Annotated in this window: 15 protein-coding genes; 5 read left to right on the top strand and 10 right to left on the bottom strand. The window is 34.5% G+C overall.

What is annotated here, in order from left to right; translation table 11 throughout:
- Window positions 1-385: 385 nt before the first annotated feature.
- The gene (locus BX659_RS17620; RefSeq protein WP_097019544.1) at window positions 386-1,627 is read right to left on the bottom strand and encodes an aminotransferase class III-fold pyridoxal phosphate-dependent enzyme; all 1,242 of its coding nucleotides are present in this window, start codon (window positions 1,625-1,627) and stop codon (window positions 386-388) included.
- Between the two features lie 72 nt (window positions 1,628-1,699).
- A complete protein-coding gene (locus BX659_RS17615) occupies window positions 1,700-2,290 on the bottom strand; it encodes a hypothetical protein (protein WP_097019543.1) in 591 nt (196 codons plus the stop codon).
- Window positions 2,291-2,589: 299 nt separating this feature from the next.
- On the opposite strand from BX659_RS17615, the gene BX659_RS17610 reads away from it, so the two are divergent.
- Together BX659_RS17610 and BX659_RS17605 are read left to right on the top strand one after the other, a co-directional pair.
- The gene (locus BX659_RS17610; RefSeq protein WP_097019542.1) at window positions 2,590-3,717 is read left to right on the top strand and encodes an aldo/keto reductase; all 1,128 of its coding nucleotides are present in this window, start codon (window positions 2,590-2,592) and stop codon (window positions 3,715-3,717) included.
- A 224-nt stretch (window positions 3,718-3,941) separates the two neighbouring features.
- Complete coding sequence (locus BX659_RS17605; protein ID WP_258176158.1) at window positions 3,942-4,763, top strand: DUF4349 domain-containing protein; 822 nt, start codon at window positions 3,942-3,944, stop codon at window positions 4,761-4,763.
- 91 nt (window positions 4,764-4,854) lie between these two features.
- Here the strand turns inward: BX659_RS17605 and BX659_RS17600 are convergent, their stop codons facing one another.
- The 4 genes from BX659_RS17600 to tkt form a co-directional block, all read right to left on the bottom strand.
- Entirely contained in the window at window positions 4,855-5,865 is a 1,011-nt protein-coding gene (locus tag BX659_RS17600) for an SPFH domain-containing protein (protein ID WP_097019541.1), read from the bottom strand.
- Window positions 5,866-6,114 (bottom strand): hypothetical protein, encoded by a 249-nt coding sequence (locus BX659_RS17595; RefSeq protein ID WP_097019540.1) that lies wholly within the window; start codon window positions 6,112-6,114, stop codon window positions 5,866-5,868.
- Between the two features lie 391 nt (window positions 6,115-6,505).
- Entirely contained in the window at window positions 6,506-7,846 is a 1,341-nt protein-coding gene (locus tag BX659_RS17590) for a GGDEF domain-containing protein (protein WP_097019539.1), read from the bottom strand.
- 275 nt (window positions 7,847-8,121) lie between these two features.
- Complete coding sequence (tkt, locus tag BX659_RS17585) at window positions 8,122-10,092, bottom strand: transketolase (RefSeq protein WP_097019538.1); 1,971 nt, start codon at window positions 10,090-10,092, stop codon at window positions 8,122-8,124.
- A gap of 487 nt (window positions 10,093-10,579) precedes the next feature.
- Between tkt and BX659_RS17580 the strand changes: the two genes are divergently transcribed.
- From BX659_RS17580 to BX659_RS17570, 3 genes are read left to right on the top strand one after another with little or no spacing between them, the layout of a single operon-like run.
- Window positions 10,580-11,008, top strand: coding sequence for a MarR family winged helix-turn-helix transcriptional regulator (locus BX659_RS17580; RefSeq protein ID WP_097019537.1), 429 nt, complete (start codon window positions 10,580-10,582; stop codon window positions 11,006-11,008).
- A 34-nt stretch (window positions 11,009-11,042) separates the two neighbouring features.
- A complete protein-coding gene (locus BX659_RS17575; protein WP_097019536.1) occupies window positions 11,043-12,776 on the top strand; it encodes an ABC transporter ATP-binding protein in 1,734 nt (577 codons plus the stop codon).
- Window positions 12,769-14,580 (top strand): ABC transporter ATP-binding protein, encoded by a 1,812-nt coding sequence (locus BX659_RS17570; protein ID WP_097019535.1) that lies wholly within the window; start codon window positions 12,769-12,771, stop codon window positions 14,578-14,580. The genes BX659_RS17575 and BX659_RS17570 overlap by 8 nt, the downstream gene beginning before the upstream one ends.
- A gap of 168 nt (window positions 14,581-14,748) precedes the next feature.
- Here the strand turns inward: BX659_RS17570 and BX659_RS17565 are convergent, their stop codons facing one another.
- From BX659_RS17565 to BX659_RS17550, 4 genes are all read right to left on the bottom strand, one after another.
- The gene (locus BX659_RS17565) at window positions 14,749-15,294 is read right to left on the bottom strand and encodes a class I SAM-dependent methyltransferase (RefSeq protein ID WP_097019534.1); all 546 of its coding nucleotides are present in this window, start codon (window positions 15,292-15,294) and stop codon (window positions 14,749-14,751) included.
- A gap of 71 nt (window positions 15,295-15,365) precedes the next feature.
- Window positions 15,366-15,974, bottom strand: a complete 609-nt coding sequence (locus BX659_RS17560) for a TetR/AcrR family transcriptional regulator (RefSeq protein ID WP_172432010.1) — start codon at window positions 15,972-15,974, stop codon at window positions 15,366-15,368.
- Window positions 15,975-16,091: 117 nt separating this feature from the next.
- On the bottom strand, window positions 16,092-19,199 hold the full coding sequence (locus tag BX659_RS17555) for an efflux RND transporter permease subunit (RefSeq protein ID WP_097019532.1): 3,108 nt from the start codon (window positions 19,197-19,199) through the stop codon (window positions 16,092-16,094).
- The gene (locus BX659_RS17550) at window positions 19,199-20,473 is read right to left on the bottom strand and encodes an efflux RND transporter periplasmic adaptor subunit (RefSeq protein ID WP_097019531.1); all 1,275 of its coding nucleotides are present in this window, start codon (window positions 20,471-20,473) and stop codon (window positions 19,199-19,201) included. The genes BX659_RS17555 and BX659_RS17550 overlap by 1 nt, the downstream gene beginning before the upstream one ends.
- Window positions 20,474-20,786 lie beyond the last annotated feature (313 nt).

Genomic DNA, 20,786 nt, shown 5'->3' with positions numbered 1-20,786 from the left:
GACTAATCAAAAAGCAAATTAAAGTATATTGATTTGTGAATTAATTCACTCTATTTTAAGCTTTTTAAATAAAACTTTTAGATAGTTGACTTTTACACCCCAAGAGTACTTCCTCAGAGAAGACCACTCTTCAGGGCGACATTGCCCTAAAAGTAACCAAACCTACAGGTTCATAGAACCTTCCGTGGCAAAGCCCACTCACTCCGCAATCAATATTCATTGAAATTAAGAAAACTAAGAGTTCTAATTCAAAGATTATCTTAAACCTATTATTTCTTTAGAGTATTTGCTTCGTTCAAACACTAATTTTCTTCACCTTAAAAACCTTTAAAATCTTTTAATTATATATTACTTTACTCTTCACCCGTCACTCTTCACTACTTTATTAACTGGCTAATTCTACTACCTTAGTTAATGCATTCTTTAAAGCATCAACAACTTTATCTATCTCTTCCTGACTGATAATCAATGGTGGCTCTAACCTAATTACCTTCTGTTGATTGAGAGTATAAGCTACTACAATCCCTGCTTCAAATAATTCACTTATCAGTAAACCTCCATAGCTCTCATGTTGAAATTCAATCCCTACCATCAATCCTTTACCTCTAACATCATTGATAATATCAGGATAATTCTTAGCAAGGTCTGTAAGACGATTTAACAGGTATTCCCCAGATTCTGCAGCTTTCTGTACCAATCCTTTCTCTTCTAGTGTATTCAGAGTAGCAATCGCAGCACGACAGGCTAAAGGATTACCGCCAAAGGTAGATGTATGTATGAAAGGGGCCGTATTGAATACCTCCCAAACCTCTGGAGTAGCTATGAAGGCTCCAACAGGCATTACTCCTCCACCTAAAGCTTTAGCAGTTGTCAATATATCTGGTACTACATTATAGTGCTCACAGGCAAACATCTTGCCAGTCCTGCCTATCCCTGTTTGAATCTCATCTAAGATAAGTAAAGCACCGTAGTTATCACAAAGCTCTCTAGCTCCTGCTAAATAATTTTCTGAAGGTAGAATAATCCCACCTTCTCCTTGTATCGGCTCTAAAATTACTGCTGCTGTCTCATGATTGATGCTCTTAGCTAAATCTTCTAAATCACCAAAGATAACATGTTCTATCTCAGGTAGTAAGGGTTTAAAGGGATTTCTAAAGATATCCCTTCCTGTTACACTTAAAGAACCCAACGACTTACCATGAAAGGAGTTGACTGCCGCAATGATTCTGTTCTTACCAGTAGCCATTCTAGCTAGCTTCAATGCCCCCTCCACTGCTTCAGTTCCACTATTGCAGACAAAGGAATACTGTAACCTTCCTGGTGTTATCTCTGCTAATTTTCTAGATAGTTGTCCCAGAGCCTGGTTGAATAAGACCTTTGAAGATAGGGGCATTAAATCCAACTGCTCCTTTACCGCCTCTATTACCTCTGCTGGTCTGTGACCTAGAGCAAAGGTTCCATAACCCCCTAAACAGTCAATATATTTATTACCCTCTATATCTTCGATCATCGTTCCTGATGCCTTCCACTCCAAAGTATCTAGCCCCATAATTTTAAATAACCTTGCCATCCCTAAATTGACATGATTCTCATAATCAACAATAGTTTCAGTGACGATTTCCTTCATAGAGATTCCTCCTTTTCCATTCTTATCTATTATGGGATTAAATTTTAAATTTTATACACTAGCAAATTAAATTTACTGATAACCTACTTTTTTAATCATCCAAGTATTATTCTCATTTAATAGAGTTACTACATAATTAAACTCTTTATTATATTTTTCTCCAGCCCACTCTGATGCTGGATAATATCTAGTAGCAGTTATCATAACCTGTACTTCATCACTATTGTTCTCCTTTACTTCTATATTGTTTACTACTTCGTGAGTAGGAAAGCTAACCTCACCCTCTCCCCCTTTGTTGATATCTTTTAACTTCTGCAGTTCTTCCTCTATTTGACTTTCTACAACAAACCCTGCAAGAGTTGCATGTAAAACAGAGCTTATCTGTTCTAAATTATTATCATCCTCTGCTATTCTACTTAAATTTAACCAACTCTGATATGCAGTTTTAAATGATGAGCGCATCTGTAGCTCTAATTGATAAGCTAATAGCCTAGAATCAGCTTCTTCTAGGCTTAAACCTACTTGATTTTGCTCAAAATCATCAGTAATCCCTTTTGTCCCATCAGTTCCTTCTTTTAATCCTTGCCCCCCTGTGCAGGCTACTACTGCTAATATCATAAGTAATATAACTGTTCCAAATAAGTACTTATTTATAATTTTCATAATCATCCTCCCATTAAAAGTTCTTGATATACTCAATATCCAAATCACTCAATTAAACAATCATAACTACCATTTAAATTATCACAAATATTCTTTGCACTTTCTAACTTTATTATTAAAACAATTTATTCAAATTTATATCTATCATCTTCAGTAATAATTACAAAAGAAACCAATATATCCAAACAGATAAAAAAATCAGAGCATAAACCTATTCTAAGCAAAATATTAAATTTGTTAAAGAAAATTTACATATGTTATAATTAAATTAGTAAAATCAAATTAAAGGGGTGGAATTTATGGAATATAGACAAGTTGCTAATTTAGATTGGAAGGCTTCCGCTTTAGGCTTTGGGGCAATGAGATTTCCAACTACTGCTGATGGTAAGATAGCTGAAGAAGAATCTATTGAAATGATTAGATATGCAGTGGATCATGGTGTAAATTATATCGATACAGCTTGGCCCTACCATAATGAAGAAAGTGAACTATTAGTGGCTAAAGCATTAAAGGATGGTTATCGTAATCGAGTAAAACTAGCTACTAAACTACCTTCTTGGCTGATTGAAAAAGAGGAGGATATGGACTATTACCTAAATAAACAGTTAGAAAAGTTAGAGACAGAGTACATAGATTTCTATCTATTACATGCCCTTAACCAAGAACGTTGGACTAACTTTAAAAAACTTGATGTCTTCTCTTGGATTGAAAAAATACTAGCAGAAGGAAAGATTAAACATATTGGCTTCTCCTTCCATGATGACTATAAAGTCTTTGAAGAAATTATAGATGATTATGATTGGGACTTCTGCCAGATACAATATAATTACTTAGATGTAGATTTCCAAGCTGGTCAAAAAGGCTTGAAATATGCCCACGATAAAGAAGTAGCCGTAATTGTTATGGAACCCTTGCGCGGTGGTAATCTGGCTGTAACTCCTCCCGAATCTATCAAATCGATCTTTGCTGAGTCTGATAATAACAGAACTTATGTAGATTGGGCTTTACAGTGGCTGTGGAATCAAAAAGAGGTAGCATTTATATTAAGTGGGATGAGCAATCTAGAGCAGGTTAAAGAGAATGTAGAGAGTGCTGCCAACTCTGGAATCAACTCTTTAAGTCAAAAAGAACTAGCAGTAATAAAAAAAGTACAGGCTAAATACCAAGATCTATCACCTGTTGGCTGTACTGGCTGTGAATACTGTATCCCTTGTCCTGTAGGAGTAAATATTCCTCGTAACTTCAAATTATATAATCGAGCTAGTCTTTATCAGCAATTTACAGAGAACAATCAAAAATATAATGAGATGGGAGATAAAGAGAAGGCCAGTGCCTGTATTAAGTGTGGTGCTTGTGAGAAGTTATGCCCACAGGGTATTGAGATAATTCATTCATTAAAGGATGTAGCTAATTATTTTAATGGATAATCTAAACAAGTGACTGCAGACTCTATTATGAACCTGTTCTTGTTACTGCTTATTCATCACTTCTTACTTCCTTTGGAGTCTCTTTTATCAACCTTTGACATAATTATCAATGGTTAAAGGATTGTTATTTGCAATATTTTTTAGTATGATATTTATAGGTAGATATTATACTAAATCAAAAAGGATGTGATCTTATTAAAGCAAAATTCCGTACATTGTTACTTATGATAGTTATTATGTTAGTCACCACTTCATGTGGAGCATCATATCAGAGTAAAGAGATGGCTGTAAATTCAGCAGTCCAACCAAGAAGCCTATCCTATGATCAAGGTAAAGTAATGGAAGAGTCTAAAATGATTAAAAGTGATGAGATTGAAGCTCCTGCTGTGGAACGAAAGATAATCAGAAATGCCAGTTTAAACTTAGAACTAAAGGATCTATCAAATATCTCTAATAAGGTTACCGAAATTATCAAAAACCATCAAGGCTTCATTGCCAATTCTCGTAAATGGACTGGTTATAATAATCGTAAATTCTATAACTTTACCTTAAGAGTTCCTGCAGAAGAGTTTGAAGTTACCCTTGCAGAACTATCACAATTGGGTAAAGTATTAGAAGAAGAGCTTAGTGGTCGGGACATAACTAAAGAGTATATTGATATTCAAGCAAGGCTGAATAACTTTAAAGCCCAAGAGAAACGTTATTTAGAACTATTAAATAAAGCAAAAGATGTCAAAGATATTTTAGAGGTAGAGAGAGAATTAAACCGTGTTAGAACAAATATTGAACAACTTGAAAGAAGTATCAAATATTATGATAATCAAGTTAGCCTAGCTACTATTAGAGTTAATATCAGTGAACCCGAAGCAATTATCAATAATAGCTCTAACTTAGGTTTTCTAAAGAGCTTTAAAGAAGCTCTAAGAAGCTTTGTTAAAAGTATCAATCTAATTATCGTCTTAGTTGGAGCATTGATTCCATGGCTGATTCTAGTTGCTATTTTAGGTTACCTACTTTATAGAATTATTAAAAAGAAAAGAAGCTAATAAAAAATGAGACTCAATATTGAGTCTCATTTTTTATTAGTAATTTACTCATTACTCTTTACTCTTCACTGGTTACTCATCACTGTCCTTATTACTTCCCTAAGTCATTTATAGGCAAATCTAATAATAGACCACTTTCTCCACCCATAATCTGTGGTAACTCCCCATTCCAGTTCTCTACAAAGATTTTTTGATTTTCAAGCTCTTGTAATTTGATTTGGAACTCTAAACTTTCAGACATTAATTTGGCAGCTTTAGCCTTAGCTTCTGCAGCTTCAATCTCCTTTTGATTGATTATCTGTTGTGCTCTCAGTTCTGCCTTAGCTTTAGCCTCTGCTTCTTCAATTAAACGTTGATTAGTCACCCTTTGAGCCTCTAATGCCTTCTCTTCTTTGAACCTCTTATCGATAGCTTTTTGAATTTCAGAATTTAAATATTCAATATCACCTTTTAAGCCTAATACAGTAACAGTAATCCCCCGCTCTTCAAAGTATGGAATTACTTCTGCTCTAACTTTATTAATAATCTCTGCCTTCTTTTCAATAATTTCAGACATTGTCATCTTTCCTGAACTGGCCACAAAAGCACTCTCCACCATCGCTCTAATCTCTGTGTCCATGATATAACTTAAATCCTTATTATTATAACGGTATAAAAACTTGGCAGCATCCTGTTCATCTATTTGGGCTGAAGCATTCACCCCTACCATAAAGGAGATGCTCTCCTTACTCTCTGCTATAATTCCTTCATTCTTACTAGAAGTTCCTGTATTTGGACTCTGAGTCCATTCACGGGTAACTGGAGACCTATCAACTAAGATTAATCTAGCTGAATCTCTCCACTGCCCTTGATTATTAAAGCGTCCTGTCTGAACCCACCTTTGAGGAATCTCTATTTCCTTAGTTGGGACCTTACGTTCCTCTAGATAGCTTTCAGACATAAACTCCTGTTGATTGGCTTTATTATTCCCTACTAACGGGATTAAGAAAGCAGTCTGATGGGGTTCAATCGTTTCAATATGGGGTGTCTTATACGGACGAACACACCCTACTAATAATAACAATAGCATCGATAAAAATACTAACTTCAGTCTCTTATTCACCTAAAACCCTCCTATCTTCTTAAGTAAAGCTTTAATCTCTGGTAACATCAATAATACAATCATAATCACAGGTATAATCATAAAATAACCATGTAAATTATTATATAATTGATAAGCTACATAACCTGTATCGGTACTATTCATCTGGTACATCGCCATCCTATTAGTGAGTAACAGATTGATTATATTATCAAGTTCAAAGGAAACCGCCATTATAATTACACTTAAAACTATCCTCAACAACCTCATCTTATCCCCCTTTAGATTATTAATATGAGACTTTAACTTCTGATAGCATAATAATTATATCAGATTATCTTCAAATATAAAAATAATCAATTTGACTAATCAAACATATTTAACCACCTATACTTTAAGTACTAGAATTAATCTAAAATTATGTGAAATCTTAAAATTAAAGTTAATGGGTCTAATGCGACACTTTTCACTTTGGTAGTTAGGGGTTGGGTGGTTAGGTAGTTGGATTTTACTACCCCCTACCCACCTACCTCCTAAATGTCGCTTTTTCTATATATAACGTCATATTGAAATTACATTGTAGAATCGGATGACTATAACTATATTATAAATATTAAAATTAGAGCGAATAATATCCGCCCTAATTCTAATAACCATTCTATTAAATTGTTCTCATACTCATCTGACTGATACAGCGCTCCTTTTTATGGCATCGCTTATCTTCATACATTCTATCATCAGCAATCTCTATCAATTCATTTAAGGAGATCGAGTCTGAACCATCATACTCTACAAAGCCATGGCTTGCTGAAATAATATATTCTCTCTCTTCCGTGCTATTAATCTCTTCAAACTTTCTTTGAACACGTTTCCAAACTCTCTGTGCTCTCTTAAGATCACATTCCGGAAAGACCAACAAGAACTCATCTCCACCCATTCTACAGATAATATCATTGTCTCTAATACTCTCTTTAAAGATATTACTAACAGTATAGATTAGATTGTCACCTTCATTATGACCAAATTTATCATTTACACCCTTTAAACCATCTATATCTACAAAACAGATAGTCAACTTACCTTCACGACTTTTGATTACATTTAATTGAGTCTCTAACAGATTTAAGCCAGTCCTTCGATTGAGCACTCCAGTTAAAGCATCAAGGCTTGCAAACCTTTGCAGTTGCTCCTGTTGCTTAGAGTATTTTCTAGAAACAACAAAGGCTATAACACTAATAATTAAAATTGCTATTGCTCCCAGTACAAATACTACTAAACCAATCTTTCTAGCTCCAGCATAAATAATTTCTTGCTCTGCTTCTACAACAACAATCAAATCTGATGAAGCAACCTTACCATAGCTAAAAATATAGCCCTTACCATCTCTCTTATAATCTCCATAGCCACTTGTAGATACTCTGGCTAAGATTGCATCTCCATTCCGTGAATTCTGTGAATTATCTCTTACATTGGTCTCACCTTGCTCCTCTATCTCTGTACTATCATTAATATACATAGTCCTGCTTCTCTTATCAGCAATAATATCTTTAAAGTTACTTTGCTTAGAATAATCTCTATCCTCTTGAGTTGGGTCACTATGGAGTATAACCTGCCCCTTATCATCTAATAGATATATCTCCCCTTTAAAATTTAAGGGAGTTAAAATCTCTTTATCAGCACTACTGATTATCTTACGAAACTTATTTAAGTTATATAACAGCATACGATTATGGTCATACTCGGTATTCTTCCCAGCAGAAGACTCAAAGGTTTCTACTATTGAATCATAGATATTACTTGCAGTCTCGCGAGCAATTATATGGAGCTGCCTTGTCGAAACATCTAACAAGTTATCCTTAAAGACATAATAAGAAGAGATACCAATTAATGTGATAATGAAGGTAGTAGCTACTACCATTATCACTAGGAGGGTATTAAATGCACTATCCACATCATACTGATTATTTCTAAATCTCTCTAATAGTTTATTTAAAATAGCCATAGTTACCTCCTTAAAGACCTATAATGTGTAGTAATAGTAAAAATTCAAATGTATTTTTTATACAGTAAAATTAAATTTATACTACCATTATAATTCTAGATAATAGACAAAATACCTCCTTCGTTAAATAAAATTATCTGAATTTTTAATATATTTAATGGGTCTATTTAGTTGAGTATTGCTATTATGAAAATAAATCAACAAATGAAGCTTTAAAGTACCCTAAATTAAGAAAAAGAGCCAGCTTTGCAAGCTGACTCTAAAGAATATCTATATTATAATTTATTCATAATCTCTATTGCAACCTTTTTGGCAGTAAATCCAAACTTGTCAGCAACCTCTTCACCTGGACCACTAGCTCCAAAGGTATCGATACTTAATAGATAGTCATCTTCTCTTAAGAACTGATGCCATCCTTGTCCTACACCAATCTCCATTGCTACTCTTAGGGAATCCTTAGAGCCTAAGACCTGATTTACATACTCTTGACCTTGAGCAGTAAATAATCTTCTTTCAGGTACAGAGACTATTCTAACACTCTTACCTTCTTCTTCTAACAAATTAGCTGTCTCTACTGCTAAAGAGACCTCACTACCACTAGCAATCAAGACTACATCAGCATCTTGAGGACCTTTAACTACATAGCCACCTTTGTAGATATCTGCAGGATTTTCTTTTTCAATATGAGGAAGATTTTGACGAGTTAAGATTAAAGCTGTCGGTCCATCAGTTCTTTCCATAGCTTGAACCCAAGCAGCTTTAGTCTCTTCTTCATCAGCAGGTCTAAGTACAGTTAAATTAGGGATTAATCTCAATGACTCTGTATGCTCAATTGGTTGATGGGTAGGTCCATCTTCACCTACATAAATAGAGTCATGAGTCAAGACATAAACCACTGGTTGCTTCATCAATGCAGACATTCTAATAGCATTTCTCATATAATCAGAGAAGACTAAGAAGGTAGCTACATATGGTCTTAAACCACCATGTAAGACAATCCCATTAGCGATAGCTGCCATTGCATGCTCTCTGACACCAAAGCGGAAGTTACGACCAGCAAATTCACCTTTTTGAATCTCACCATATTTATCTTGATAAGTCTTGTTAGATGGAGCTAAGTCAGCAGAACCACCAACAAAATACTCTATCTCATCAACAATTTTACTTAAAGTTTTACCAGAAGAAGCTCTACTTGCAACTGGAGCATCTATCTCTAAAGCTTCAATGGTCTCTCTAAAGTTGGCAGGAAGCTCTAAATTATGAGCTTGGTCCCAAGATTTCTTCAATTCTGGATTTGCTTTAGCCCATTTATTGAACTTCTCTTCCCAAGCTTCTCTCTCTTTTTGAAGCTCTACTCTTTTTTGAGCAAAGAACTCTCTAACCTCCTTAGATACATAAAACTTCTCATCAGCTGGCAAGCCAAGCTTCTCTTTCATCCCTCTAATCTCTTCGGCTCCTAAAGGAGAACCATGGGCAGCACTTAAACCTTCCATAGTTGGAGCACCATAACCGATAGCAGTCTTAGCAACAATTAAAGTTGGCTTATCAGTTACCTTCTTACCTTCTTCAATAGCAGCTTTAATAGAATCAAAGTCATGTCCATCTACTCCATCAACAACATGCCATCCTTGAGCTCTATAACGAGCAGGCACATCCTCTGTAAAGGTAATATCAGTACTACCACCAATTGAGATATCATTATCATCATAAATAGCGATTAATTTACCCAAGCCTAAATGTCCAGCTAAAGAGGCAGCTTCATAAACAATACCTTCCATCATACCTCCATCACCAGTTAATGTATATGTATAGTGATCAACGATTGTATCTTCTTCAGTATTATATCTTTCTGCCATCATTCTCTCAGCAATTGCCATTCCCACAGCATTGGCAAAACCTTGTCCCAAAGGACCAGTAGTAGTCTCTACACCTGAGGTATGGCCATATTCAGGATGACCTGGAGTTTTAGAGTCTAATTGTCTAAAGTCTCTTAAATCATCTAAAGTCACATCATATCCTGATAGATGTAGTAAAGAATAAACTAACATAGAACCATGACCAGCTGATAAAATAAATCTATCACGATCAGCCCAGTTAGGAGCCTTAGGATCGTATTTCATCACCTCTCCATAAAGTACTGCACCAATATCAGCACATCCTAATGGTAAACCTGGATGACCAGAATTGGCTGCTTGCACACCATCTGCTGATAAACCTCTAATTACATTAGCCACTTGTTTTAACATTTTATAATCCCCCTCTATAATATTAATTAGCAGTTATTTACTACTAGCTTGTCCATCTTTATTATATAAGCGACCAATAGCAAATAACGACTTGATAATAAGCTATTATAACTTATCTTTCATCATATAGTCTTACCAAATTAAAAGATTTAATAAAACTTTTTTATCTTTTTAAGAACAATCTAATCACTTAACTTACTTAAAATTAATATATCTATGTATATTTATTCAAATAAGAACTTCTATTTTTGCTACTCTTCTCAGGTATATATTGTATCAAAAGCCACTAACAAGTCAAGATAAATATTAAGTTATTATCTTATTCTTCAAATTTCAAATATAAATATAAACTAATTATTGAAATATATTACTATCTAATTATCTAACCGCTTAAATGCTATTCATAGAGATAAGATTGACAACTTTAATATTAGTATATATAATATAAAATAGTTAGCCGGCTAAATAAAAAAGGAGTGATCTATTCTTGTATAAAAAAGATAACCCAATGTTCCATTTATTGATTGGAGTTACTAAGGCTCATCATCAACAAATCCATAAATTATTACATGACCTAGACATACACCGAGGTCAACCTCCCTTGCTTCACCTATTATATGAAGAAGAGGGAAAGAACCAAAAAGAAATTTCTAAAATCCTTCATTTAAGTGCTGCAACTGTAGCTAAAATGGTTAAAAGAATGGAAAGATCGGGATTTATCACTAAAAAACAAGATCCCAATGACCATAGAATGAGCAGAATTTATTTAACTACTAAAGGAAAAGAGATCAAGAAAAAATTAGATAAGGTAGAAAATGAAATAGAAGAAAAAATTATAGCAGGATTTAGCACTGAAGAACAGATTCTTTTAAAACGTTTTTTGATTCAAATTCAGGATAACCTACTTGATAAATAATTTGCCGGCAAAATATTATTTGGAGTTGATTTATATGAAAAAAGTACTTTTATACCTTAAATCCTATTGGAAATTTGCACTTCTTGCTGCTTTATTAATGGGAGTAGAGGTAACTATGGATTTATTACAACCAAAATTAATGGAAAAAATCATTGATATTGGTATTGCAGGAATGAATCTAGATTTCGTTCTAAAAACTTGTCTATTGATGATTGGTATCACAATAATTGGTTTATTTGGGGGGGTTGGCTGCAGTATTTTTTCAACTATAGCCGCACAGAATATAGGGGCAGATTTACGTAATGATTTATTTGCCAAGATCCAAAGCTTCTCCTTTAAAAATCTTGATGAACTTAATACTGGTAATTTAATAACAGTACTAACTAATGATATCAATACCATTCAAAGAATTATTATGATGGGATTAGCAATGATGGTACGTTCACCTTTATTAGTAATTGGAAGTTTTATTATGGCGATAATAACCATCCCTAAATTATCTTGGATTATTGTTCTTATTACCCCTATCATTGTCGCTGTTTTGCTTACCGTTAATAAGAGGGTCTATCCTCTCTTTTATAAAGTTCAGCAAAAACTTGATCAAATCAATACCGTTATACAAGAGAATTTAGCAGGGATTAGAGTAGTTAAAGCCTTTGTCCGTAGCAACCATGAAAAAGAACGTTTCAGGCAAAGTAATGAAGATTATATGTTAGCAAATATAACTGCTAATCAAACAATGGCAGTAGTTATGCCCTTAATGATCTTGATTCTAAATTTAGCCATTGTAGCTGTAGTCTGGTTTGGAGGTATAGAGATCAATCAAGGTAATCTCCAAGCGGGTTCAGTTATCGCCTTTATTAATTATCTAATGCGCCTTTTACAGTCTCTAACTATGCTGGGCATGGTTCTAATTGATATATCTAGAGCAACTGTTTCGGCAAATCGAGTAGAAAATATATTAAAGATTGAACCTACTATCAAAGCAGACCATAAACAGGACGATACTTTTGAAATTAAAGGTCAGATCATCTTTGAAGATGTATCCTTTAGCTATGATGAAGATGGTGAGCCTACCCTTTCAAACCTGAACTTCACTATTGAAGCTGGTGAAACAGTCGGTATACTAGGAGAGACAGGATCTGGAAAATCAACATTGATTCAATTGATTCCTAGACTATATGATGTAAGCTCAGGAAGAATCTTAATAGATGGTAGGGATATAACTGAGATTAGCCCTAAGACCTTAAGAAAACAGATTGGTCTTGTTCTACAAGAGGCAATTCTATTTTCAGGAACTATTAAAGAGAATATTGGCTTTGGCACAGGACAAATTTCAGACCAAGAGATGGTAGAGGCTGCGCAAATTGCTCAAGCTGAAGAATTTATCAGTAGTTTTAAAGATAGCTATGACAGTCCTCTAAGCCAAAGAGGAGTAAATCTATCTGGTGGACAGAAACAACGCTTATCAATTGCTAGAACCTTAGCCTTAAAAACACCTATTTTGATCTTTGATGATAGTACCAGTGCTGTTGATACTAAGACTGAATCTCTTATCCTAGAAGCCTTACAACAAAAAAGAAAGGATACTACTAATATTATCATTGCTCAAAGAATTAGCAGTATTATTGAGGCTGATAAAATACTGGTCTTAGAAGATGGTCAGATCACAGCAATTGGAACTCATCAAGAACTACTTACAACCAGCAAAATTTATCAAGATATTTATAATTCTCAATTTGCAAAGGAGGAAAAAAATTATGCCTAAACGTGATCCACTCCCCCGGCGAGGTCCTGGTAGAAGAGACTTTGATTCTAAAGATCAAGTTGAGAATACTCAACAAACACTAATTAGACTCTGGAGTTACTTAAAAAAAGATTGGTTGGCTCTAAGTAATGTCTTTATTCTAGTTACAATTGCAACTTTATGTAACCTATTAGGACCATATCTAATGGGAAGAGCTATAGACTCAGTTGTCCTTAATCAAGGAATTAAAAAATTGGCTCAGTTCTCTTTATTGATGGTAGTTATTTATCTGACTGGATCATTCTTTACTTGGCTACAAAAATATGTAATGGTTAAGATATCTCAAACAGCTCTTAAAGATTTAAGAGCAGATCTCTTTAATAAATTACAGACACTCTCTTTAAGATTTTTTGATAAGTTCCAGCATGGAGAATTAATGAGCAGAATAACTAATGATATAGATAATATTAATATTACATTAACTGAGAGTGTTACCCAATTTATAACCAGCATCTTATCTCTAATTGGAACTACAATAGTGATGTTTATGATTAATTATCATTTGGCAATTATTACCTTGTTAATAGTTCCCTTAATTTTGTTAATTACCAAGCTAATCTCCAAATATACTCGAATTGGCTTCCAAGAACAACAGCAGAATTTAGGTAATTTAAATAGTTTAATTGAAGAGACTATAACTGGAGAAAAAGTAATCAAAATTTACTGTCAAGAGGATAGAATGATTGAAAAATTTAGAGCAGATAATCAAAATTTAAAAGAATCAGCTATCAAAGCCCAAATATTTGCCCGAATAATGGGACCTATTATGAATTTAGTCAATAACTTACGTTTTGCTATCATAGCAACTGCTGGAGCTTGGCTAGTAATTGAAGGTAATACTACAGTAGGAGTAATAGCTGCCTTTATTAATTATAGTCGTGAATTTGGTAGACCCTTACAACAAATAGCTAACCTCTATAATACTATCCAATCAGCACTTGCAGGGGCAGAGCGAATATTTGAAGTTATCGATGAAGACCCCGAAATAACAGATAGTGAAGATGCTAAATCCTTAGAAGAGATTAAAGGTGAGGTAATCTTTAAAGATGTTACTTTCAGTTATACACCAGAAGAGAAAATTTTAAAGGAGATTAATTTTGAAGCTAAACCTGGCGATACAGTGGCACTTGTGGGACCTACTGGTGCTGGTAAGACAACAATTATTAATCTACTTACCCGCTTTTATGATATTAATAGTGGTCAAATTTTAATCGATGGCAATGATATTAAAACTATCACCACTAAGAGCCTACGTTCTAATTTAGGAATTGTTCTACAAGATACCTATCTCTTTTCAGAAACAGTAATGGAGAATATCAGGTATGGGAATCTAGCAGCAAGTGATGAAGAGGTTATTAAAGCTGCTAAATTAGCCAATGCTGATCACTTCATCAAACATCTACCCCGGGGCTATAATACTAAGTTAAATCAAGAAGGAAATAACTTAAGCCAAGGTCAAAGGCAGCTACTCTCCATTGCCAGAACCATCTTAGCTGACCCTTCTATCTTAATCTTAGATGAAGCCACCAGTAGTATCGATACTAGAACCGAGCTGCTGATTCAAGAGGCTATGGATAAATTGATGGAGAGGCGTACTAGCTTTATCATCGCTCACCGCTTAAGCACAATTAGAAACGCAGATCAAATACTTGTGATTAAAGATGGAGAGATCATTGAACGAGGTAATCACCAGACTCTACTTCAAAAAAGAGGACTATATTATAAACTGAATAATAGCCGCTTTAAAGATATGGATGCATCTTAATATAGAAACTGGAGAGAGGTTTCAACTTAATTATTGGAACCTCTTTTTTTAACTTAACTACTACCTTTTAACTCTTTCAAATACTCCTTGCTTTACAAAAACATTAAACTTAGTTATTTGCTTAACCCGCTTTTTTATGAACAATGTTCATTTTTTGGTCATAAAAAATTATTTCTTCAATATTATGGCTATACTTCCTTTCACCTTTAAATCTCCTTCTTTTTTGAAACCATTATCATAAGCAATTCTAATAGTTTGGTTAAATTCTTCTTCATTGACATGTCCTTTAGGCTCAGCCAATAAGAATTTCCCACCTGCTCTTAGTATATAGACAATTTCTTTAATTAATTTATTAACATCTGGCACTTCATGTACCACATGAAAGGCTAAAATAAAATCTACTTCTTCCTTAATTCCCACTTCATCACTTTGGCATTGATGAAATTCCATCCTTGCTTGAAGCCCCTCTTTTCTAGCCCTCTCATCTGCATACTCTAGCATCTTCTCTTGAATATCAACACAGATTACTTTACCACTTTTTCCTACTAGCTTTGCCATTTCAACTGAGAAGACTCCTGCTCCACAACCAATGTCAACAGCCTTATCCCCTTCTTGAATTAATCCTTCTAAAATTTTGGCTGGATTCTTTAAAATCTTTCTTAGCTTACTTCCTAAAAAGCAGGAAAGCCACCATGGGTATACCTTTGAACTCATAACTCCACTCTCCTTTTTAATGATTTATAGCCAAAAACAAACATCGTTCTTTTTTATCGATAAAAAAATTACTAGCTAGACTCCTTCCACTCTACCAATCCCTTCCAACCTCTAAAAATAAAAGTCATCATTTCCATAGCTAGTTGTTCTAACTTCTGACCTTTAATCTCATGTACTAGTACTTCCTTAATTAAATTATAAAAAATTCCCATAATATTATGGATTACGAATTTATCCAATGGAATCAGGTCATTTTTTTTAATAAAAGAGTACCAATTATCCGCATACCATTCAATCAGTTCTTCTCCATAATTTTCCAAGGATGAGCCATGAGCTTTAAATATCAATAATTTTAATAATTCTCGATTAGTATCCACAAAACTAGTAGAAACCAACATCATATTTAAATGCTCTTCTAAATTTCCTCTTTCTTCTGATTTTTTATCAAATTCATATTCTTGAATGAAATTCTTAGCTTTTTCAATCTTATTTAAGATGGGACTTAAAACCTCTCTAAAAATTTCATCTTTATTTCCAAAATAATTATAAATATTACTTGGCAAAACATCTGCCTTCTTAGCAATCTGTCTAATAGAGGCTTGATGATAACCATCTTTAGCAAATTCTTTCTTAGCTACTTTTAATATTGCATCTCTGATTTCTTCTTTTTGATACTGCATCTTACACCTCCTATGAACACTGTTCATTATTGATTTTACTGCCATTTACTATTTTTGTCAAGCTATTAATAAAAAAAAGAAGAGCAGACATAATCCACTCCTCTTCCAACTTTAGATTTATACTTCAATACTCTCTTCTTTTCCATGCAACACTCTTGCTACTATCCCTTTGACCCAACTAGTTAGATCATCGAAGATAGTATAGATAGCTGGAATAATTAACAAGGTCAAAACTGTAGAGAATAACAATCCAGCAATAACGACTACTGCCATTGGTTGTTGAGACTCTGCACCTTCACCAATTCCTAAACCTAAAGGCAATAGTCCTAAAACAGTTGTCAAAGTAGTCATCATAATCGGTCTTAACCTAATCGGTCCAGCCTTTAAAATAGCCGTCTCCCTATCTTCAAATTCACGACGAGTATTGATATAGTCAATCATCACAATTGCATTATTAACAACAATACCTGCCAGCATGATCATTCCGATAAAGCCTGGTACACTTAAGGGTAGACCAGTCAAGGCTAATCCTAGAATTGCCCCTACTAAAGCTAAGGGCATTGTAAACATGATGGTAAAGGGATGAATCAAAGATTCAAACTGTGCTGCCATGACCATGTAGACTAAGATAACAGCCATAACTAAGGCCAATCCTAAATCACCAAAGGTCTCTTGCATCTGCTCAGCCTCTCCAGTATAATCGATGGTATAGCCAGCAGGGATATTAAGCTGATTAACTCTAGCTTTAATATCATTCAGTACTTCACTTAAGCTTCTACCATACAAATCACTAGAGACTGTTACCTTTCTCTGTTGATTTTCACGTTCAATAGTATTAGGACCTTTAGCCATTCTTACCTCTGCAACTTGAGCTAAAGGTACTATAATCCCTTTCATAGAGGTTAACTTTAGATCCTTTAATCTATTGATAGAATCAGTCTCACTATCCTTTAATTTTAGAGTAATATCATACTCTTCTCCAGCCTCTTTATATTGACTAATCACCTGACCCTTGACTGCATTACTGACTGTAGAGGCAATTTGAGCTTCACTAAAACCTAGCTCTTTAGCTATCTTTCTTTTGACAACAACCTGTACCTCAGGCTTACTCTCTTCAAGACTAATATCGGCATTTCTGCTTCCTTCTACCTCTTTTACCTCTGCTAAAATTTGATCACCAATTGCTGATAGCTGCTCTAAATCTGAGCCTTGAATCACTATTTCTATGGCAGAAGAATTACCACCGCCGCCTCCCATCATAGAAGTTTGGGGCATAACCCAGATATTTGCACCAGCAATATTCTTAACCTTTTCTCTTACTTCTTCTACTACCTGATCGGTACTTCTATCACGTTGCTTTAAATCTACTAATTCCACTGAGATACTACCAGTATTTGTGCTAGCACCTCCAAATCCTCCACTTCCTCCAACAGATGTATACACGACATCTATCTCTTTAATATTATAGAGCTTGTCTTCTACTTGTTTCATTACTTTATTGGTTTCTGCTAAATTAGTACCTTCAGCAAGATTGACACTTACTGTAAAGGCACCTTGATCTGTAGCTGGCATAAACTCTGATTTTAATGGAATTATTTTAGTCTTAATTCCTAATCCAAATAAGATTAAGCCAACTATCATTACAATACTTACTATATACTTATGATGAATACACCATCTTAAAACACCTTGATATCCTCTAGTAATTGCTCCAAATTGAAACTCTTGCTCTCTACTTGTAAACTTATCCTTATCTTTAACCTTAAGCAATTTAGCAGATAACATTGGAATCAAGGTCAAGGCTACCAACAATGAAGCAACCAATGAGAAGGTAACTGTTAAAGCCAAAGGACCAAATAATTCAGAAGCTAAACCTTGCACAAAAGAGATTGGTAAAAATACTGCAGCAGTAGTTAAAGTTGATGCCAAGATAGCAGAACCTACCTCTGCTGTCCCTCTCTTAGCAGCTTCAATTATACCTTCACTCTCTTGACGATGGCGATAGATATTCTCTAACACTACGATTGCATTATCCACTAACATACCTACACCTAGGGCTATTCCACCCAAAGTCATCATATTTAAACTCAAATCCGCAAAGTACATCAGTACAAAGGCCGCAATAATAGAGATTGGAATAGCAGTACCGATAATTATTGTACTTCTAATATCCTTAAGAAAGATTAGTAAGATGATAACTGCCAATATAGCTCCAGCTACAGCATTTCTCTGTACATTAGCAATGGAATCTTCAATAAATTCAGCTTGATTTGTTATGATCTCTGTATGGATACCAGCAGACTGCTCTGTCAATTTAGCAAGCTCTGCTTTAACAGCATTAGCAACCTTTACTGTATTTGTACCACTCTGCTTTTGAATAGATAAACCGATACTCTTCTCTCCATTTAGATAGGTGTAGGAGTGTACATCCTTATAAGTATCTTCTACAGTAGCTATATCTGCTAAAGCTATCTTTTGGCCTTGAGAAGTTATTATCTCTAGATTCTTAATTTCATCTACACTTTCAAATTCTGCTACAGTCTTTAAGATTAACTCTTTATTTCCTTTATTAATTGTACCACCAGACATATCTAGATTCGACTGTCTCACACTAGAGGCAACACTATCTAAGGTTAAACCATAAGCTATTAATTTTTCTTGGTCTACATTAATTTGAATCTCTCTTTCTAACCCGCCACTTATATCAACTGAAGCAACTCCTGGAATTTTCTCTAAATTCGGTTTAAATAGATCTTCAGCTATACTTTTTAGATTGTCTAAGTTATTATCACCTGATAATCCAATCTTCATAATAGGCATCTGGTTAGGATTGAATTTTAAAACCATTGGTTTATCGGCAGTATCAGGAAGATAATCCTCAATTAACGATAATTTCTCTCTTAAATCTAAAGTAACAAAATCTAAATCAGAACCCCAATCAAACTCTAAAATAACCATCGAGTTACCAGAATTACTCATAGACATTACATTCTTAATCCCATCAACAGTAGCCACAGCTTCCTCTACTGGTCTAGTAACACTCTTTTCTATCTCTTCTGGACCGGCACCAGAATAACTGGTACTTACTACTGCATAGGGTAAATCTAACTCAGGCATCAAATCAATTGGTAGCTTTGTCAAAGATACTGCACCAATTAATAGTACTAACATCACTACCATAGTGATAGCAACTGGTCTATCAACGGAAATATCAGAAATTTTCATTATTTATCACCCCGATTAACTACCTCTACATTAGTACCTTGCTTCACCTGATCTTGACCACTAACAATAATCTTATCCCCAACTTCTACTCCCCTTAAAATCACAGCTTCTTTGCCATTTGTTAATCCAACTTCAACATCTCTTCTAACAGCTTTCCCATCTTCTGCTACATAAATATAATCTCCAGCTTGATCATTTAAAATGTCATCTTCTGAGATTACAACCGCTCCAGAGACAGTATCAGTATCTAAGATGACTTCAGTATACATACCTGACTTTAAAGTATTATTTGGATTCTCAATAATAATCTCTACAGGAAAGCTCTTCTTCTGTTGGTCAGCCACAGGACTGATACTCTTGATTTGCCCAGTAAAACTTTGCTTAATAGCTTCTAGTTCAACCTTTACTTCTTGAGTTATCCTTAGCTTATTGACGACAGATTGACTAACATAAGTCATTACTTTAATCCTATCAATGTTAGTAATTCCTATTACTGACTGCATGCTTGCAACTTCTCCTTCACTAACATCCACTCTAGAAACTATCCCCTCAATTGGAGCAACCACTGTAGTCTTGCTTAATACCAATTTAGCAGACTCTAATCCTGCTTTTGCTTGGGCAACTTGGGCTTCTAAGGCTTTAATCTCCTCTGCAGTAGCCCCTTCTTTAGCCAACTTTAAACTCAATTGAGCAGACTTATATCCACTTTCAGATGCAATATATTGACTTTCAGCCTGTTCTAAGGTCTGTTTAGAGATGATACTCTCCTCAAATAATTTCTGTTGTCTAGTATAAGCACTTTTAGCCTGTTCATAAGCACTTTTAGCTTGCTTTAATTGAGCTTCTAAGCTAGCAATCTCTTCTTCTTTAGCACCTTTTAATAGCTTAGTCAGATTTGCTTGGGCTGCTTTGACACTAGCTTCTGCTTGTTTTAGCTGAATCAAAGCAGCATCTTGGTCTAATTGTAATAACTTAGCACCTTTTTTAACTCTATCTCCTACCTCTACATAGACAGCCTCTACCTCTCCTTGAGCTTGTGGTGTTACTTGGGCAGTTTTAATCGCTGCTGTCTCACCAGTTACAGCTACATAATTACTTACTTGACCTAACTTTGCTGACACAACTTCCACAGGAACTGTCTTCTCTGGAATATTGCTTTCACCTGTAGGAGCTACCTCCTCTTTGGCAGAACACCCCAATAAGAGAATGCTTACCATTCCTGCTAATAAAACTAGTTTCATTGACCTTTTATACTTGCTCAATCTATCATTCATTATTATACCTCCCTATCTAGATACGTGGCTCTAGAATGTAATTTAAATCTGTCTTTATAGATAGTATTATTAGCTACTAGCTGTTAGCCGTTAGCTACTGGCTAAGAATTTATAGAATTAACAGCTAGTAACTAAAAGCTAGAAGCCAGTAACTAAAAATATCTCAATATCCCAATTAAATCTCATTTTAATATTCTCAGCTTTGACTAGTAACTAGTTGGTTAGTGTCATGACATCGTTAACTTTTTCTAATGCTTAAGTTTTGTTCCATGACATCGTTAACTTGTTAGAGCTACTTTTATTCCATGACATC

It is taken from the genome of Orenia metallireducens (assembly GCF_003001995.1).
Lineage (GTDB): Bacteria > Bacillota > Halanaerobiia > Halobacteroidales > Halobacteroidaceae > Orenia > Orenia metallireducens_B.
The sequence above is the reverse complement of the archived record's forward strand: the minus strand, read 5'-3'. Positions and strand labels throughout refer to the sequence as shown.